At 44.4% G+C, this 16,045-nt stretch carries 12 protein-coding genes; 11 read left to right on the forward strand and 1 reads right to left on the reverse strand.

Annotated elements, in window-relative coordinates:
- Positions 1-57 precede the first annotated feature (57 nt).
- The 4 genes from apbC to asmA all read left to right on the forward strand — a co-directional run bounded on the left by apbC (position 58) and on the right by asmA (position 4,479).
- Positions 58-1,170: an iron-sulfur cluster carrier protein ApbC gene (gene apbC, locus J9880_RS16600; protein ID WP_095922359.1), complete on the forward strand. Its 1,113-nt coding sequence runs from the start codon at positions 58-60 to the stop codon at positions 1,168-1,170.
- A gap of 147 nt (positions 1,171-1,317) precedes the next feature.
- Positions 1,318-1,959, forward strand: coding sequence for a uridine kinase (udk, locus tag J9880_RS16605; protein WP_013575064.1), 642 nt, complete (start codon positions 1,318-1,320; stop codon positions 1,957-1,959).
- A 37-nt stretch (positions 1,960-1,996) separates the two neighbouring features.
- Entirely contained in the window at positions 1,997-2,578 is a 582-nt protein-coding gene (dcd, locus tag J9880_RS16610) for a dCTP deaminase (RefSeq protein WP_095922358.1), read from the forward strand.
- A gap of 44 nt (positions 2,579-2,622) precedes the next feature.
- The gene (asmA, locus tag J9880_RS16615; RefSeq protein ID WP_232769640.1) at positions 2,623-4,479 is read left to right on the forward strand and encodes an outer membrane assembly protein AsmA; all 1,857 of its coding nucleotides are present in this window, start codon (positions 2,623-2,625) and stop codon (positions 4,477-4,479) included.
- A gap of 75 nt (positions 4,480-4,554) precedes the next feature.
- Here asmA and J9880_RS16620 read toward each other — a convergent pair whose 3' ends face one another.
- Positions 4,555-6,144, reverse strand: coding sequence for a TerC family protein (locus J9880_RS16620; RefSeq protein WP_095922356.1), 1,590 nt, complete (start codon positions 6,142-6,144; stop codon positions 4,555-4,557).
- A gap of 763 nt (positions 6,145-6,907) precedes the next feature.
- Between J9880_RS16620 and J9880_RS16625 the strand changes: the two genes are divergently transcribed.
- The 7 genes from J9880_RS16625 (at position 6,908) to pseI (ending at position 16,044) form a co-directional block, all read left to right on the forward strand.
- On the forward strand, positions 6,908-8,878 hold the full coding sequence (locus tag J9880_RS16625) for a polysaccharide biosynthesis tyrosine autokinase (protein ID WP_119822370.1): 1,971 nt from the start codon (positions 6,908-6,910) through the stop codon (positions 8,876-8,878).
- A 151-nt stretch (positions 8,879-9,029) separates the two neighbouring features.
- Positions 9,030-10,469 (forward strand): undecaprenyl-phosphate galactose phosphotransferase WbaP, encoded by a 1,440-nt coding sequence (wbaP, locus tag J9880_RS16630; protein WP_119822371.1) that lies wholly within the window; start codon positions 9,030-9,032, stop codon positions 10,467-10,469.
- Positions 10,470-10,600: 131 nt separating this feature from the next.
- Complete coding sequence (gene pseB / locus J9880_RS16635; protein ID WP_119822372.1) at positions 10,601-11,599, forward strand: UDP-N-acetylglucosamine 4,6-dehydratase (inverting); 999 nt, start codon at positions 10,601-10,603, stop codon at positions 11,597-11,599.
- On the forward strand, positions 11,599-12,750 hold the full coding sequence (pseC, locus tag J9880_RS16640) for a UDP-4-amino-4,6-dideoxy-N-acetyl-beta-L-altrosamine transaminase (protein ID WP_119822373.1): 1,152 nt from the start codon (positions 11,599-11,601) through the stop codon (positions 12,748-12,750). The genes pseB and pseC overlap by 1 nt, the downstream gene beginning before the upstream one ends.
- The gene (gene pseF, locus J9880_RS16645; protein WP_119822374.1) at positions 12,751-13,443 is read left to right on the forward strand and encodes a pseudaminic acid cytidylyltransferase; all 693 of its coding nucleotides are present in this window, start codon (positions 12,751-12,753) and stop codon (positions 13,441-13,443) included.
- Complete coding sequence (gene pseG, locus J9880_RS16650) at positions 13,444-14,991, forward strand: UDP-2,4-diacetamido-2,4,6-trideoxy-beta-L-altropyranose hydrolase (RefSeq protein ID WP_232769641.1); 1,548 nt, start codon at positions 13,444-13,446, stop codon at positions 14,989-14,991.
- Positions 14,992-16,044, forward strand: coding sequence for a pseudaminic acid synthase (pseI, locus tag J9880_RS16655; protein ID WP_232769642.1), 1,053 nt, complete (start codon positions 14,992-14,994; stop codon positions 16,042-16,044).
- The last annotated feature ends 1 nt before the right edge of the window (position 16,045 follow it).

Here is a 16,045-nt window from a genome sequence, read left to right on the forward strand (position 1 = left end):
GTTCTGTTATGCTTAAAGGCAGATACATAGTCTGATAACACCTTTCAAGGAGCCGGGATGACATCTCAATCCCCACAGCAGACCACCCCCGCAGGGCTGCGCGCACTCGTGACCGGCGTACTGGCCACCTTCCGCCATTCCACATTGCAAAAAGACCTGTCCGCGATGAAAGCGCTGCATCAGTGCGTACTGATGGACGACGTATTGCACATCGATCTGACGTTGCCGTTCGTGTGGAACAGCGGATTTGACGCATTAAAAGAAGAAACCAGCAATGAACTGTTGCGGGTTACCGGTGCTTCGGCGATTCAGTGGAACCTGCGTCACGATGTCGCCACGATGAAACGGGCCAACGATCAGCCCGGCATCAAAGGTGTCCGTAATATTCTGGCGGTCAGTTCAGGCAAAGGTGGCGTGGGTAAATCCACCACCGCGGTGAATCTGGCGCTGGCGCTGGCGGCAGAGGGCGGCAAAGTCGGTATTCTGGATGCCGATATCTATGGCCCGTCAGTGCCTAATATGCTGGGTACCGAAGACGAACGTCCGACCTCGCCGGACGGGGTGCATATGTCCCCGATTATGGCGCACGGACTGGCGACCAACTCGATTGGTTATCTGGTCACTGATGAAAACGCCATGGTGTGGCGCGGGCCGATGGCCAGCAAAGCCCTGATGCAGATGCTTTCCGACACGCTGTGGCCGGATCTTGATTATCTGGTGATCGACCTGCCACCGGGTACCGGTGATATTCAGCTGACGCTTTCGCAAAACATTCCGGTGACCGGTGCCGTTGTTGTGACCACACCGCAGGACATCGCATTGCTGGATGCAATGAAAGGCATTGTGATGTTTGAGAAAGTGCATGTGCCGGTTCTGGGCATTGTCGAGAACATGAGCATGCATGTGTGCAGCAACTGCGGGCATCATGAGCCGATTTTCGGCACCGGCGGTGCGCAACGTCTGGCGGAGAAATACCGCTGCGAATTACTGGCGCAATTGCCGCTGCATATTTCACTGCGTGAAGATTTAGATCGCGGTGAACCGACGGTAGTGTCGAATCCGGAAAGTGAATTCACCACGATTTACCGCGAACTGGCGGCAAAAGTGGCGTCACAATTGTTCTGGAAAGGCGACGCCATCCCGACAGAAATTGCATTCCGGGCCGTTTAATCTCCCAACTCCGCGATTTATTGCCTGATGTCAGCGATTACACAGCCTTAACGCTGGCATCGGGCAGTGTCTTGTACTTATAATTGGCGCGTTCAAAGCACATGCCTTGTGCTTGCCTTCCAACTTCCAAATCAGGTCTTTAATTTTATGTCTGACAAATTCCATCAGTGTGTCATCGTGGGTATCGCTGGCGCATCTGCTTCGGGAAAAAGCCTTATCGCCAGTACGTTATACCGTGAACTTCGTGATCAGGTGGGTGATGAGCATATCGGGGTGATCCCGGAAGATTGCTACTATAAAGACCAAAGTCACATGACCATGGAAGAGCGTGTCAAAACCAACTACGACCATCCAAGTGCGATGGATCATAATTTACTGTTCCAGCATTTGCAGGCCATGAAGTCGGGTCAGGCGATTGAATTGCCGAGCTACAGCTTCATTGAGCACACGCGTCTGCCTGAGACAGTGACGTTAAAACCGAAGAAAGTGATTATTCTGGAAGGGATCCTGCTCCTGACCGACGCGCGCTTGCGTGATGAAATGAATTTCTCCATCTTCGTTGATACCCCGCTGGATATCTGTCTGATGCGCCGCATGAAGCGTGACGTTAACGAACGTGGTCGTTCGATGGACTCCGTAATGGCGCAGTATCAGAAAACGGTACGTCCAATGTTCCTGCAATTTATCGAGCCTTCAAAACAATACGCAGACATCATTGTGCCGCGCGGCGGCAAAAACCGGATTGCGATTGATATCCTCAAGGCGAAAATCAGCCAGTTCTTCAATTAATCGCGGAACAATCCGTAAAAACCATACCGGAGAAACGATGAGACTTTGCGACCGAGATATAGAAGCCTGGCTCGACAGCGGCAAATTAGGCATTTCACCCCGTCCGCCGGTTGAACGAATTAACGGCGCAACGGTAGATGTGCGTCTGGGTAACGGATTTCGCGTTTTTCTGGGGCATAACGCGGGTTATATCGACCTGAGTGGCCCGAAAGATGAAGTCAGCGCCGCGCTCGATAAAGTGATGAGCGATGAGATTGTCTTGCCGGAAGGCGAAGCTTTCTTCCTGCATCCGGGCGAACTGGCGCTGGCGGTCACCTATGAGTCTGTCACCCTTCCTGACGATCTGGTCGGCTGGCTGGACGGACGTTCATCCCTGGCACGTCTCGGACTGATGGTGCACGTGACTGCACACCGTATTGATCCGGGCTGGCAGGGGCGTATTGTCCTGGAGTTCTATAATTCAGGTAAGCTTCCGCTGGCGTTGCGCCCGGGAATGTTGATTGGTGCACTGAGTTTTGAACCGTTATCCGGTTCAGCGGCGCGCCCGTACAACAGCCGTCAGGACGCGAAATACCGCGACCAGCAAAGCGCAATTGCCAGTCGTATTGATAAAGACTGATTCTGTTTTTTATCCGTTCATTGGGATAAAAACGTGAGGAAGGCATGAGAAGACTACTGACAACACTGGTGATTTTACTGGTGGTTATCATTGCCGGCATGACTTCGCTGGTGTTCCTGATCAACCCCAATGATTTTCGCCAGTACATGGTGGAACGCGTTGAGGTCAAAAGTGGCTATCATTTAGCCATTAACGGATCCCTGCGCTGGCATGTCTGGCCGCAGCTCAGCATCATTGCGGGACAAACCTCCCTGACCGCACCGGGTGCTAAAGAACCGGTTGTCAGTGCTGAAAACATGCGGCTGGATGTCAAACTCTGGCCTCTTCTGTCTCATCAGCTTGCGGTGAAAGAAGTTCTCTTCAAAAACGCGGTGATCCGTTTAACGCCCGATACTGAAGAGAATCAGCCGGACGCGCCGGTCGCGCCTTCCACACCGACGCCGATTGCCCCTGTGGCCACCGGCATCGACGCCGGATGGAAATTTGATATCGATAAGATCACGGTCGCCGACAGTCTGCTTATCTGGCAGCGCGGCGATGATGAGCAAATCAATGTGCGTGATATCAATCTGGAAATGGAAAAAGACGACAGCCGTCAGGCAACGATCCAGCTTTCCACCCGCATCAACCGTAACCAACGTGATCTTGCCTTTACGATGAAGGCGGATCTGGATATGCAACATTATCCTCAGGCTGTCTCTGCCAATATCAGTCAGTTCAGCTATCAGCTCAGCGGTGCCGATATTCCGGTCAAAGGCATTCAGGGTAAGGGCGCTATGCAGGCCCGTTATGAGCGTGATAATGATTCCCTGACCCTGGAACAGCTGGCATTGACGGCGAATGACAATCAGATTTCAGGCACCGCGTCTGCCACGCTGGGCGGCGATATTGCGGACTATCAGCTGAATTTAAATGCCGATAAACTCGACCTTGATGCACTTTCCGGCTGGCAGCCGCTGGCTGCGGAACAACCGGCAGATCAGACCGCTCAGTCGATGACATCAGCCCCTGTTATTGCGCGCGATGTGGACGAGCAGCCTAACGGCCTCAGCAGCCTGCAAGCTTTCAATGCGCGTCTGGCGTTGAAAGTCGCGGATCTGACCTATCGCGGAATGAAAATTCACGATCTGGCGCTGAACGCAGATAACCGGCAAGGCAAGGTCTCTCTCGCGACGTTCAGCGGGACAATGGGCAACGGACATTTCTCCCTGCCGGGTGATATGGATGCCACCGGGAAAAATATCCGGGTTCATATGACCCCGGACGTCGATAAAATTGAACTGGGTAATCTGCTGACCGCGTATGGATTACCGCAGGCGCTGACCGGCAGCTTCTCCATGAAAGGTGAGGTGAACGGCGAAGGATTGTCAGCAGCCGATTTTGCCCGTCGCTGGAAGGGCAACGGCCAGTTGTCGATGGATAATGCACGCCTGAATGGCCTGAATATCCAGCAACTTATCCAGCAGGCGGTCTCCCGCAACAGCGATAAGGTTCAGGGGCTTGAACGTTATGAGCATTACAGCCAGATCGATACCCTGAAAGCCGAAGGGGAACTCGCCGGCGGCAAGCTGACGCTGAGTAATCTGGAAGGCCAGTCGCCGATGGTGTCGGCAAAAGGCGATGGCACGATTGATCTGGCCGCGCAGAAAGTGGATATGAACCTGCTGATCCGCGTGACCGGCGGCTGGAAAGGCGACAGTAACCTGATCAATACGTTGAAAACCACCGACATCCCGCTGCGTGTTTACGGACCGTGGGCGCAAATGGGTTATCAGTTGCAGGTCGATCAGGTGCTGCGCAAAACACTTGAGCAAAGTGCCCGCAGCGCTATTCAGAACTGGATCGACAAGCGGAAAGACAGCAAAGAAAACGATGATGTGCAGAAATATCTGAATAAGTAATTGTTCTTAAACCAAAAAGATTAAACGGGGTGCCCGCAAAGGCATCCCGTTTTTTTATCGGCGAATCGTAACATCTCAGACTTCGTAATCGTCTTCTGATTCGGTTTTAGGCGGGGTGATTTTCACTTTCAATATACGGTGACTGCTCACTTCCAGCGGTTCAAACAGATAATGGTTAATTTCTATCTGTGCGCCAACCTGCGGGATGCTTTGGGTATATTCCATCAACAGACCGGCAAGGGTATGGTATTCCCGCTTTTCATCCACCGGCAGCGCGATATACATCACCAGATCTTCAAGAGGCATATAGCCGTTGGCAATCCAGCTGCCGTCGTCCTGTTGCTGGATATCGTGACGGGCGTCCGGCGTTTCATCCGATTCCGGCAGATTTCCGGCAATGGTTTCCATCACATCGGTCAGGGTAACAATCCCTTCGACAGAACCAAACTCATCCACCACAAAGGCAAAATGGGTTTTCGCCAGCCGGAATTGTTCGAGGGCCATCAGCAGCGAAAGTTGCTCAGGGAAGATCAGCGGCTGACGGATCAGTGCCTTCAAATCTAATTCATTCTGCAGAAGCTGTTGTCTTAGCAGATCAACAACATGCACCACGCCCAAAGGTTCGTCGGTCGAACTGTCCTCCGTCACCACCAGCCTGGTGTGCTGATTTTCGGCAATCTGGCGGGTCAGCACTTCGAGCGGATCATTAAGCTCCAGATTGTCGACGTCATGACGGGAAGTCATCACGCTGCTGACGGTCCGTTGTCCCAGCCCCAGTACGCGCTCAATCATATGGCGCTCTTGATGGTTAAAAATTGCGTCTTCTTCGTTAGCGCTGTCTGCGATCAGGTTGGAAGAATGGGCATCCAGCTCAGCTTCTTCATGTTTACCGCGCAATACACGCAATACCGTCTCTGCCGTACGCTCACGCAAAGACCGGCGCGAGGATAAAAAACGTTTACGGTTAAACTGCGCCAGCTGGTTCAATCCCTCGATGATGACAGAGAAGCCGATAGCCGCGTACAGATAGCCTTTGGGGATGGCGTAGCCAAAACCTTCAGCGACCAGACTAAAGCCGATCATCAGCAGGAAGCTGAGACATAAAATGACTATGGTGGGATGTGCGTTCACAAAGCGGGTCAGCGGTTTACTCGCCAGCAGCATGAGCCCGATGGCAATACAGACGGCAGCCATCATGACGGCCAGATGCTCCACCATGCCGACAGCGGTGATCACGGAATCGAGTGAAAATACGGCATCCAGCACCACGATTTGCGCCACAACGGGCCAGAATTTAGCCCCACTTTGCTGGTGACTCTGCTCCTCATCCTTTCCTTCCAGCCGCTCGTTCAGTTCCATCGTGGCTTTGAAGAGCAGGAATATGCCTCCGGCGAGCATGATCATATCCCGCGCACTGAACGGATGACCGAGAAGGCTGAGAAGAGGGCGGGTCAGAGTTGATAACCAGGAAATGGACGCCAGCAGCAACAAACGCATCACCAGTGCCAGCAGAAGCCCGGTAACCCGTGCTTTATCACGCTGCTGGCGTGGGAGTTTTTCCGCCAGAATGGCGATAAAAATGAGATTGTCTATCCCAAGAACAATTTCGAGAACGACCAGGGTGGCCAGCCCGGCCCAAATCGACGGATCGGCGATCCATTCCATATTGCGTTTTTCACCTTTGGTTACACGGCGGTCGCCGCACGTTGAATAATGGGCGGGAGAGGGTGAAATTTCAAATTTAAATCAGCAGGAACGACCTGCGTCTAAAGAAAAATCAAACCTCGAAATCGGGAGGAGAGTGCAAGGTCAGCAAGGGGGAACATCTCGAACAAAAATTTAGGTAAAAATTAGCATCCGGAACATCCCGGAGCTACAATAGATTGTGCTTTTTCACAGTAACTTGTTCATTTTACAGGTATTGGGATAAAAAATAATCAAATATTGTAATAAGACATAACACGATTGAAAATCAAGCGTGATTTATTAGAAAACATATGATTTTTAGTCCCACTCCGAAAAAATGCTTTTTAGGAGTTATGCGGTTCTAATTTTTCGTCATTGGCATAAAATTCGTTGTTAGACAAAGGGAATTGCTGAAATTTTGAACCGGGATGTGTAAGATTTTTGCACCCTGGATGAACATGGGAAGGGATTTGTAAGCGCATTGGTTGCTATGAGCCAAGGGCGGTAGCGTGCCCAAAAGGTAACTGAAATCTAATCACCTTAGTCCATCAGGATGCTACATACAGACCCAAGCTAGCGGCCCTTTTGAAGGTTAAATAGGGTGAAGTAAACACTTGAGTTTGATATTCATGTCAATCGTAGTATTACTATGAAACTAACATGGTCGAAGTTCTAATCGCCGATTAGAATATTTTAGTTCGAACAGTTAAACATTTAATAAAAAATTAAATTAGAGAGCCTAATGACGAAAAATATTATTGATTCATCTTCTATGAATAATCAAGTAAATGAGATCGACCTCGGAAGGATAATCTCGCATCTGGTTAAAAGAAAATGGATTATAATAACCAGTTGTGCGGTCGCTATGGTCCTTGGGATTATAGCGGCAGCAACCTTGGCTCCAAGTTACAAAGTGAATTCTGTTATCCAGATCAATACACTGCCGGACGACATGTATGTGTCTAAGTCGAGTTCTGCAGAAGAAATACAATGGATAACTTCACGAAATGTAATTGAAAAAACGGTTAATACGCTAAATAAAACGATAAGCATTGAACCAAAACATATTCCAGTAATCGGCGGTCTAATCTCAAAATTGATTAAAAATGACGATGAGCCTGAAATCACTATAACACGACTGGATGTTCCGCGCGAAGTCATTAATCAAGAAATGCTATTAACCATTGAAGAGAACGGAAAATATAAAGTCCAATATAATTCGAAGGAAGTCATCTCTGGTACTGTTGGTGAGGTTAGTAAAAATTCTAATTTCACGATGTTATTGAATGGTACAAATGCGCCTGCAGGATCCCAGTTTATTCTGAAGAAAAATAATCTTGAGGACGTCATCAGTAATATTCAAAAAAGAATGAATGTTATTGAGCAAGCTAAAGATAGTGGATTGTTGACGCTCACTTTAACGGGTGATGATGAAGGGGAAACAATCAAGTTATTAGATAGCATTGTCAGAGATTATGTTCAAAACAAAAACAATCGTAATATAAGTGATGCTGACCAAAGTTTAGTCGGTGTAAATCAACGATTGGAACAAGTTAGTAATGATTTAGATTTAGCAGAAAAGAAATTGAATGAGCTGAACGAGGTTACGCGAACAGGCAAATCTTTATCTCAAAAACAAATCCAGGATGCTGCTACCGCGCTTAATCAAATCAACAGTAATAATGGTTATAACGAAATAGGGGGAGCCGGTGGGGCACAAAATGATACCGCAATTACGGCACTTCCTGGCAGTGGTCAGCAGATACTATTGCGACTAACACGTGAAATCTTGACTGGACAGGAACTTAATGTTCAACTTCAAAACCAGAAGCAAAGACTTGAACTAATCAAATCGGCCAGTATCAATGATGTCAGAGTAGTTGATCCGGCATTTGAAGAAAATAGTTCGACAACTATACTGCGTGTAGCCATAGTTCTCATTGCGGGAATATTAGGAGTTATCCTTTCTTCTGGTTTTATATTGACACGCGCTTTGATTAATAAAAATCTACAAAATGCTTCGGACATTGAATTACTAGGCATGACGGTAAGCACCGGTGTTTCCTTGCCAAAAATCCGTAATAATGAACCCGGTAAATATCTCCATGTTTTAGAAGAGAGGGATTCCGACTTCGAAGAATCGCTTCGAACAGTACGGACCCATTTAAGCTATTTGATGGCTGAAAATAGCAACAACGTGATTGTCATTTCGACACCACAAATTAGTGGGGCCAAAAATGTTCTTGTCGCAAATTTGGCGATTGTCTTCGCTAATGCGGGCAAAAAGACTTTATTAATCGACAACGACATTAAGTCGGATTCTTTAGGAGAAGTATTTGACATTGAATCGACATCCGGATTATCAGAATATCTTAATGATGAAATCGGGTTAACTGATATTCTAAAAAGTAGCAATATCAATAATCTGGATGTAATGACCTCTGGTAATATCAGTAAATATTCTACGGATAAGTTATTGTCAACATCCTATCACTCCATGATTGAAAAGGTTCGGGAAATTTATGATGTTGTGATAATCAATTGTCCTGCAATCTTAAAGGCTAATGATACTGCCATCGTTGGGCGCTTCTCGGAGTGTAGAGTTATTGTGGTAAATAACAATGAAATTACAGCGGATGAGTTGAAGCAAAGTAATAAACGGTTACTACAAAATGGCGTGAAAATTGAGACTACGATATTTTGCATGATTTAATGAGGCGTTTTTTTAATCTGAACGGTTTCATTTTACTATGAAGCCTTAACTCAATGTAAAAGGTTTCTTACAAGGATGAAAAGAAATTTCTGTTGGGAAATTGAGTGCACTCAATAACTAATGGAAATTTCTAACTATAAAGAGTGGCTATATGAAAAACTATAATGCTCGGTTCAGGAAATTTGCTGTGCATTTTTCTTTAGGATTGTCAGATTTTGCTTTTTTTAATCTTTCACTCGTTTTAGCAATAATGATTGTAAACTATATATCAGGCGATATTTATAGGTTCATACCGCGTCGGGAATTATCATCTTTTTATTTATCGCATTTTATCTTATCTCTATTCTGTGTGGGATGGTTTTGGATAAGATTAAGGCATTATACTTTTCGCAAGCCTTACTGGTTTGAATTAAAAGAAATAATTCGAACTATTTTTATTTTTGCAATTATCAATCTTGCACTAGTGGGATTTTCAAAATGGGGGATGTCAAGATATGTTTGGGTATTGACCTGGCTTCTTGCATTAACCACAATTCCCCTCGCGCGTTCGATCACTAAAAAAATACTTAATCGATTTGGTTTATGGACCAAGCCAACTGTAATCATAGGCGCTGGAGATAATGCATTAGACGCTTATGCAGCATTGCAAAGTGAAGAAATGCTGGGTTTTGATGTAAGAGCATTCTTTCGCGTTCAAAATGATTCACATGAAACAGTGGTATCGACCCCCGTGCCTCTGATAGAAAATGAACAAGCCCTCTGGGAAGAATTCGATCCAGGGGAAACGCAATTTATTGTCGCTGTAGAGTTTGATCAGCATTCAATCAGAGACTATTGGCTAATGTGTTTGGCAAAACACCATTGTGCATCAGTTTCTGTCATTCCGACACTCCGGGGCGTGCCATTATATGGCACCGATATGTCCTTCATTTTTAGTCACGATGTAATGATTTTGCGTGTTCATAATAACCTTATGAAACGAAGCTCGAGGCTTATCAAGCGCACCTTCGACATTTTTGGTTCGTTTGTACTTATGATACTTTTATCTCCTGTCTTATTGACGTTAATGTATTTAGTATCACGCGATGGGGGAAGCCCGATATATAGCCATCAGCGTATAGGTCGTTCAGGGAAAAAGTTCGGCTGCCTGAAGTTCCGTTCAATGATAAAAAATTCTCAGCAAGTTCTGGACCAATTGCTTGCGAGTGATCCGGCTGCAAAAGAAGAATGGGATAAGGATTTCAAGCTTAAAAACGATCCACGTATAACCAAAGTGGGTCATTTTATCCGCAAGACTAGTCTCGACGAATTGCCTCAGCTTTGGAATGTGTTCAAAGGCGAAATGAGTCTGGTAGGTCCCAGACCTATTATAGATTCAGAACTTGAAAGATACGAAAGCAATGTTGAATATTATCTAATGGCTAAACCCGGAATGACAGGGCTATGGCAGGTAAGCGGTAGGAACGACGTCGACTACAGCGAAAGAGTTTATTTTGATGCCTGGTATGTTAAAAACTGGTCGCTCTGGAATGATATTGCTATTTTGTTTAAAACCATTAACGTTGTCTTAAAGCGTGATGGTGCGTACTGATCATTATTGTAGTGTCGCTTTATATTATTTTTACTAACAATTAAGATTCCAATTTTATGTTTGTGATATGGATATCGTCAATTAGTTAAAAATAAACCCCTTAATTTATAGTGCTAACTGTGGTGAAGAATATGTTTGATAACAAAACGATCCTTGTAACTGGCGGTACTGGTTCTTTTGGTAATAAGTTCGTACGCATGACTCTGGCGAAATATAACCCAAAGAAAATTATCATTTATTCCCGTGATGAAATGAAACAGTGGGAGATGGCGAAGCAGTTTAAAGATGAAAAACGCATCCGTTTCTTCATTGGGGATGTACGTGATAAAGAACGTTTATATCGCGCTTTAGACGGTGTTGATTTTGTAGTGCATGCAGCAGCAACTAAAATTGTACCAACGGCTGAATATAACCCATTCGAATGTGTCAAAACCAATATCAATGGTGCAATGAATGTTATTGATGCCTGCCTTGATAAAGGTATTGACCGTGTTGTCGCTCTTTCTACGGATAAAGCGAGCAGCCCAGCTAATCTCTATGGTGCTACTAAGCTTGCATCAGATAAATTATTTGTCGCTGGAAATTCATATAGTGGTGCAACTAAAACACGTTTTTCAGTCGTTCGATACGGAAATGTCATGGGATCACGTGGTTCCGTAATCCCATTCTTCCTTTCAATTAAGGAGAAGGGGGTTTTACCTATTACTGATGATCGAATGACGCGATTTATGATTACCCTGGAACAAGGTGTTGAACTTGTCTGGCATGCTTTCGAAGATATGGCTGGCGGCGAGATCTATGTAAAAAAAATCCCTTCTATGAAAGTCACAGATGTTGCCACTGCCACGGCACCAGAAGCACGACAGGAAGTGATAGGTATTCGTCCGGGCGAAAAACTGCATGAGCAAATGATCAGCGCAGAGGATGCTTACTACACTTATGAATATCCTGAGCACTTTAAAATTTTGCCAGCAATTCATAATTGGTGTGATACACCAGAACGTATTAAAGATGGTGTCCGTGTTCCTGAGGGTTTTGTGTACGAAAGCGATTCCAATCCAGAATGGATGAGCATTGAAGAATTACAGGAATGGATTGAAATTAATAAAGATAAAGTAGGCAATATATAATGAATTACATTCCTTATGGTCGGCAGAATATCTCTGAAGATGACATAAAGGCGGTCAGGGATGTATTAACTTCTGATTTCTTAACGCAAGGGCCGGCTGTGCCGGCATTTGAAAAAGGAATATCAGAGTATGTTGGTGTCGCGCATGCTGTCGCTGTTAACAGTGCAACATCAGCTCTTCATATTGCATGCCTTGCTCTTGGGCTGAAAGAAGGCGACTGGCTTTGGACTAGCCCGAATACTTTTGTCGCCTCCGCCAATTGTGGTCGGTATTGTGGTGCAAATGTCAGCTTTGTAGATATTGATCCAAAAACCTACAATTTGTGCCCTATTGCTTTAGAAGGAAAGTTAACCAAAGCGAAAGCTGAAGGTAATTTGCCTAAAATTGTTGTTGCCGTCGATTTTGCAGGACAGTCTTGTGATCTGAAAGCCATTCGTAAATTGGCCGATGAATATAATTTCTTTCTCATTGAAGATGCGTCGCATGGCATAGGTGGATATTATCTTGATGCTAAGATAGGCGCGAGTAAATATTCTGATATCACTATCTTAAGCTTCCATCCTGTTAAGATCATTACTACCGCTGAAGGTGGTATGGCTTTGACAAATAATGATGAGCTTGCAGAAAAGATGCGTCTTCTTAGAAGTCATGGCATTACACGTGATACTGATAGCATGACCAAAAATGCTGAAGGACCCTGGTATTATCAACAGATTGAGCTTGGATTGAATTACCGAATGACGGACATGCAGGCGGCATTGGGGGTAAGTCAGTTGACGCGTATTGACGATTTTGTCAGTCGCCGGCATCAACTTGCGAGACAATACGAAGATCTGCTGGCAAATTTGGATGTGGTCATTCCATTCCAAAGCCCTGATAGCTATAGTGCATTACATCTTTATCCCATCGTGCTCAAAGATGCCTCAAAAAGACTTGAAGTTTTCAATGGCATGAGAGCAGCAAATATTGGTGTGAACGTTCATTATATACCAGTTCATCTTCAACCATATTATATGGACCTGGGGCATAAGGAAGGAGACTATCCTCACTCGGAGGAGTATTACTCTGGTGCCATCAGTTTGCCAATGTATGCAACACTGTCTGATGATGAACAGAAGTTTGTAGTCAACACGTTGAAAGGTCTGCTGTAAATGAAAGTAGCAATCATCCCTGCCCGTGGTGGAAGTAAAAGGATTCCCCGCAAGAATATTAAAAATTTCTGTGGTAAGCCGATGATTGCTTACTCCATTCATGCCGCTCGTGAGAGCGGCCTCTTTGATAAAATTATTGTCTCAACAGATGATAATGAAATTGCCAAAATAGCGATACAATTTGGAGCGGATGTTCCTTTTACACGTCCGGAATCAATCTCTGGTGATTACGCAGGAACCATACCAGTTATAAAACATGCGGTAGAGTGGATAACTGAAAATATCAGTAAGCCAGATTATATATGTTGCATTTATGCAACAGCTCCCTTTATAAACAAAGATGACATATTAAAAGGGCTGGCAGAGATATCCGCAGGGGATTGTGAATATGCTTTCTCTATCACGAGTTATCCTTACCCAATACAGCGTGCATTGATGGTGAGTGAATCCCGTCAAATAGAAATGTTTAACCCCGAGCTTTTTAACACTCGTTCTCAGGATTTAATTGAAGCTTGGCATGACGCCGGTCAATTCTATTGGGGAACCTATGATGCCTGGGTTGCTGAATCTCCGATTTTTACTGCACGGTCCAGAGGTATTATTCTCCCCCGCCATCGGGTACAGGATATTGACACGCAGGAAGACTGGGTATTAGCTGAATTAATGATGAAAGCATCGGGATTAGCGCAGTAAATGAAGATTTTATTTCGTACGGATGCGTCATTGAAAATTGGCTCAGGCCATATCATGAGATGCCTTTCACTTGCTAAAAAATTACGTGATTGGGGGCATACATGTGCTTTTGTAAGCCGTGAGCATACTGGTAATCTCAATTTGACTGTGTTCGAAGCGGGTTTTGATGTTTATTCTTTACCCAACAATACAGTAGTAAGGGTGTCAGAATTAACTAGTGCGCAAATTGTACATCACGCCGAATGGCTTGGTTGCTCCTGGCATGCAGATGCTCAACAGTTTAATGATATTGTGGATCTTTTTAAGCCACATATAGTTGTTGTTGACCACTATTCGTTAGATGAATCATGGGAAAAGTTTATTCAACAAAAATTCACAGGAACCTTTGTTGTTATTGATGACTTGGCTGACCGAAAGCATTATTGCAATATATTGATTGATCAAACTATTATGCGTAAAAGAAAGAGTTACGCGAAACTTGTCAATGAAAATTGCACGATGTTACTTGGTCCGAATTTTGCTTTTATTCGCGATGAATTTATACAGATTAGAAATTACGCTATATCCCAACGTCTAAAATGTCGTGAACCCAAAAAAATATTAGTCACGATGGGCGGCGTAGATGAACATAATGTTACGGAAAAAATATTAGGCCATATTAAAACATTATGCTTAACTGCAGACTGGAAAATAACTGTTGTTCTGGGACAGTTAAATCCTCATATCGAAAAATTAAGAATTACCGCTACTTCCTATCATGAAAATATAGATTTAGTTATTAACAGCAACAACATGGCATCTCTTATGGCGGAACATGATATTGCCATCGGTGCGATTGGCGGCACAACTTGGGAAAGATGCACATTAGCTCTACCTACGATTAACATCGCAATTGCAGATAATCAATTGCAAATAGCTGAGGCTCTCCAAAAATTAGGAATGGTCGTTATTACGACTATAAGTCCCTCATTGGAGGAGTTCAAATTCTGCTGGTCATTAGTTCTTGATAATTATCAGAAACAAGTAAATAAAGCTTTAAGCATCTGCGATGGACATGGTGTGTTCAGAATATCTCAGGAAATCGATCCTCTTTTTGATAAAGAGGGAAATAGTATTGTGCTTGAATATGCTACCAGTGAAGATATTAAATATATTTATAGTTTGCAATGTCTGCCTGAGACCAGAAAATATGCCAGAAATCCTGATATTCCTACATGGGAAGGTCATTATAACTGGATGACCACAAAGCTAACAGATGATAATTGCTATTTTTATATTATAAAAGTAGCAGGGAACTCTTGTGGCAGTCTTCGTATTGACAGTACAAATACCCTTGAGGCTGCAAATGAATTTGAAATTTCAATTTTCATTGACCCGAATTTTTTTGGCAGAGGGATCGCTTCTTCAGCAATGAAAATTTTAATGAAAGAACATTGTGAAAAGACCCTTATCGCAACGGTTCTTGAATCCAATAAAGCATCAAATATCTTATTTAAATCATTAGGTTTCAAAAAACTTAATGAAACTCAATATTTTTGGAAGGCGTGAATGAAAAAGACAATTAAAATTAACGGTCGCGAAATTGGGCCTGACCATGCACCATACATTATCGCTGAGCTTTCTGCTAACCATAATGGTGATATTCAGCGGGCATTTCAGATCATGGAAGCAGCAAAAAAAGCTGGGGCCGATGCTATTAAATTGCAAACTTACACTGCTGATACAATAACAATTGATTGCGATAGTGAGGATTTCCAAATCCATGGAGGTTTATGGGATGGTCAAACTCTTTATAATCTTTATAAAGGTGCCCAAATGCCTTGGGAGTGGCACAAGCCACTTTTTGAGAAAGCGAAAGAATTAGGGATTACTATTTTTAGCTCACCATTTGATTATACCGCAGTAGATTTATTGGAAGAGCTTGCTGCTCCCGCATATAAGATAGCCTCTTTTGAAGCAATTGATCTTCCTTTAATCAAATACGTCGCAAAAACAGGCAAGCCTATGATTATCTCCACTGGCATGGCCAATGAAGAGGAAATTCAGGAAGCGATTAATGCGGCTTACGAAGGGGGCTGCAAAGAGCTCGTTGTGTTGCATTGTGTAAGTGGATATCCAGCACCTGCTGGAGAATACAACCTGGCCACCATTGCTGATATATCAAACCGCTTTAACGTGATTTCAGGCCTATCAGACCATACTATTGATAATACAACGGCCATTGCTTCTGTGGTGCTTGGTGCTTCCGTGATTGAAAAACATGTTACTCTCGATCGCAATGGCGGCGGACCCGATGACAGTTTTTCTCTGGAACCCAAAGAACTGGAGCAGCTTTGTCGCGATGCAAAAGTTGCATGGCAGGCTCTGGGGAAAGTGAACTACGAGCGTAAAGAAAGTGAGAAAGGCAATGCCAAATTCAGACGCTCGCTCTATGTTGTAAAAGATATTGCTGAAGGTGAAGAGTTTACTACTGAAAACGTGAAAAGTATCAGGCCGGGTTTTGGTTTAGCCCCTAAACATTTAGATGATATTTTAGGTAAAAAAGCAGTTAAAAATATACCCAAAGGTCAGCCAATTTCTCTTTCATTAGTAAAAAAATAGG

This window comes from Rahnella victoriana, from assembly GCF_021276285.1.
Classification (GTDB): domain Bacteria; phylum Pseudomonadota; class Gammaproteobacteria; order Enterobacterales; family Enterobacteriaceae; genus Rahnella; species Rahnella victoriana.

Coding starts and splice junctions, on each gene's coding strand:
- apbC (WP_095922359.1), top strand. CDS start 58: ATGACATCTCAATCCCCACAGCAGACCACCCCCGCAGGGCTGCGCGCA.
- udk (WP_013575064.1), top strand. CDS start 1,318: ATGTCTGACAAATTCCATCAGTGTGTCATCGTGGGTATCGCTGGCGCA.
- dcd (WP_095922358.1), top strand. CDS start 1,997: ATGAGACTTTGCGACCGAGATATAGAAGCCTGGCTCGACAGCGGCAAA.
- asmA (WP_232769640.1), top strand. CDS start 2,623: ATGAGAAGACTACTGACAACACTGGTGATTTTACTGGTGGTTATCATT.
- J9880_RS16620 (WP_095922356.1), bottom strand. CDS start 6,144: ATGGAATGGATCGCCGATCCGTCGATTTGGGCCGGGCTGGCCACCCTG.
- J9880_RS16625 (WP_119822370.1), top strand. CDS start 6,908: ATGACGAAAAATATTATTGATTCATCTTCTATGAATAATCAAGTAAAT.
- wbaP (WP_119822371.1), top strand. CDS start 9,030: ATGAAAAACTATAATGCTCGGTTCAGGAAATTTGCTGTGCATTTTTCT.
- pseB (WP_119822372.1), top strand. CDS start 10,601: ATGTTTGATAACAAAACGATCCTTGTAACTGGCGGTACTGGTTCTTTT.
- pseC (WP_119822373.1), top strand. CDS start 11,599: ATGAATTACATTCCTTATGGTCGGCAGAATATCTCTGAAGATGACATA.
- pseF (WP_119822374.1), top strand. CDS start 12,751: ATGAAAGTAGCAATCATCCCTGCCCGTGGTGGAAGTAAAAGGATTCCC.
- pseG (WP_232769641.1), top strand. CDS start 13,444: ATGAAGATTTTATTTCGTACGGATGCGTCATTGAAAATTGGCTCAGGC.
- pseI (WP_232769642.1), top strand. CDS start 14,992: ATGAAAAAGACAATTAAAATTAACGGTCGCGAAATTGGGCCTGACCAT.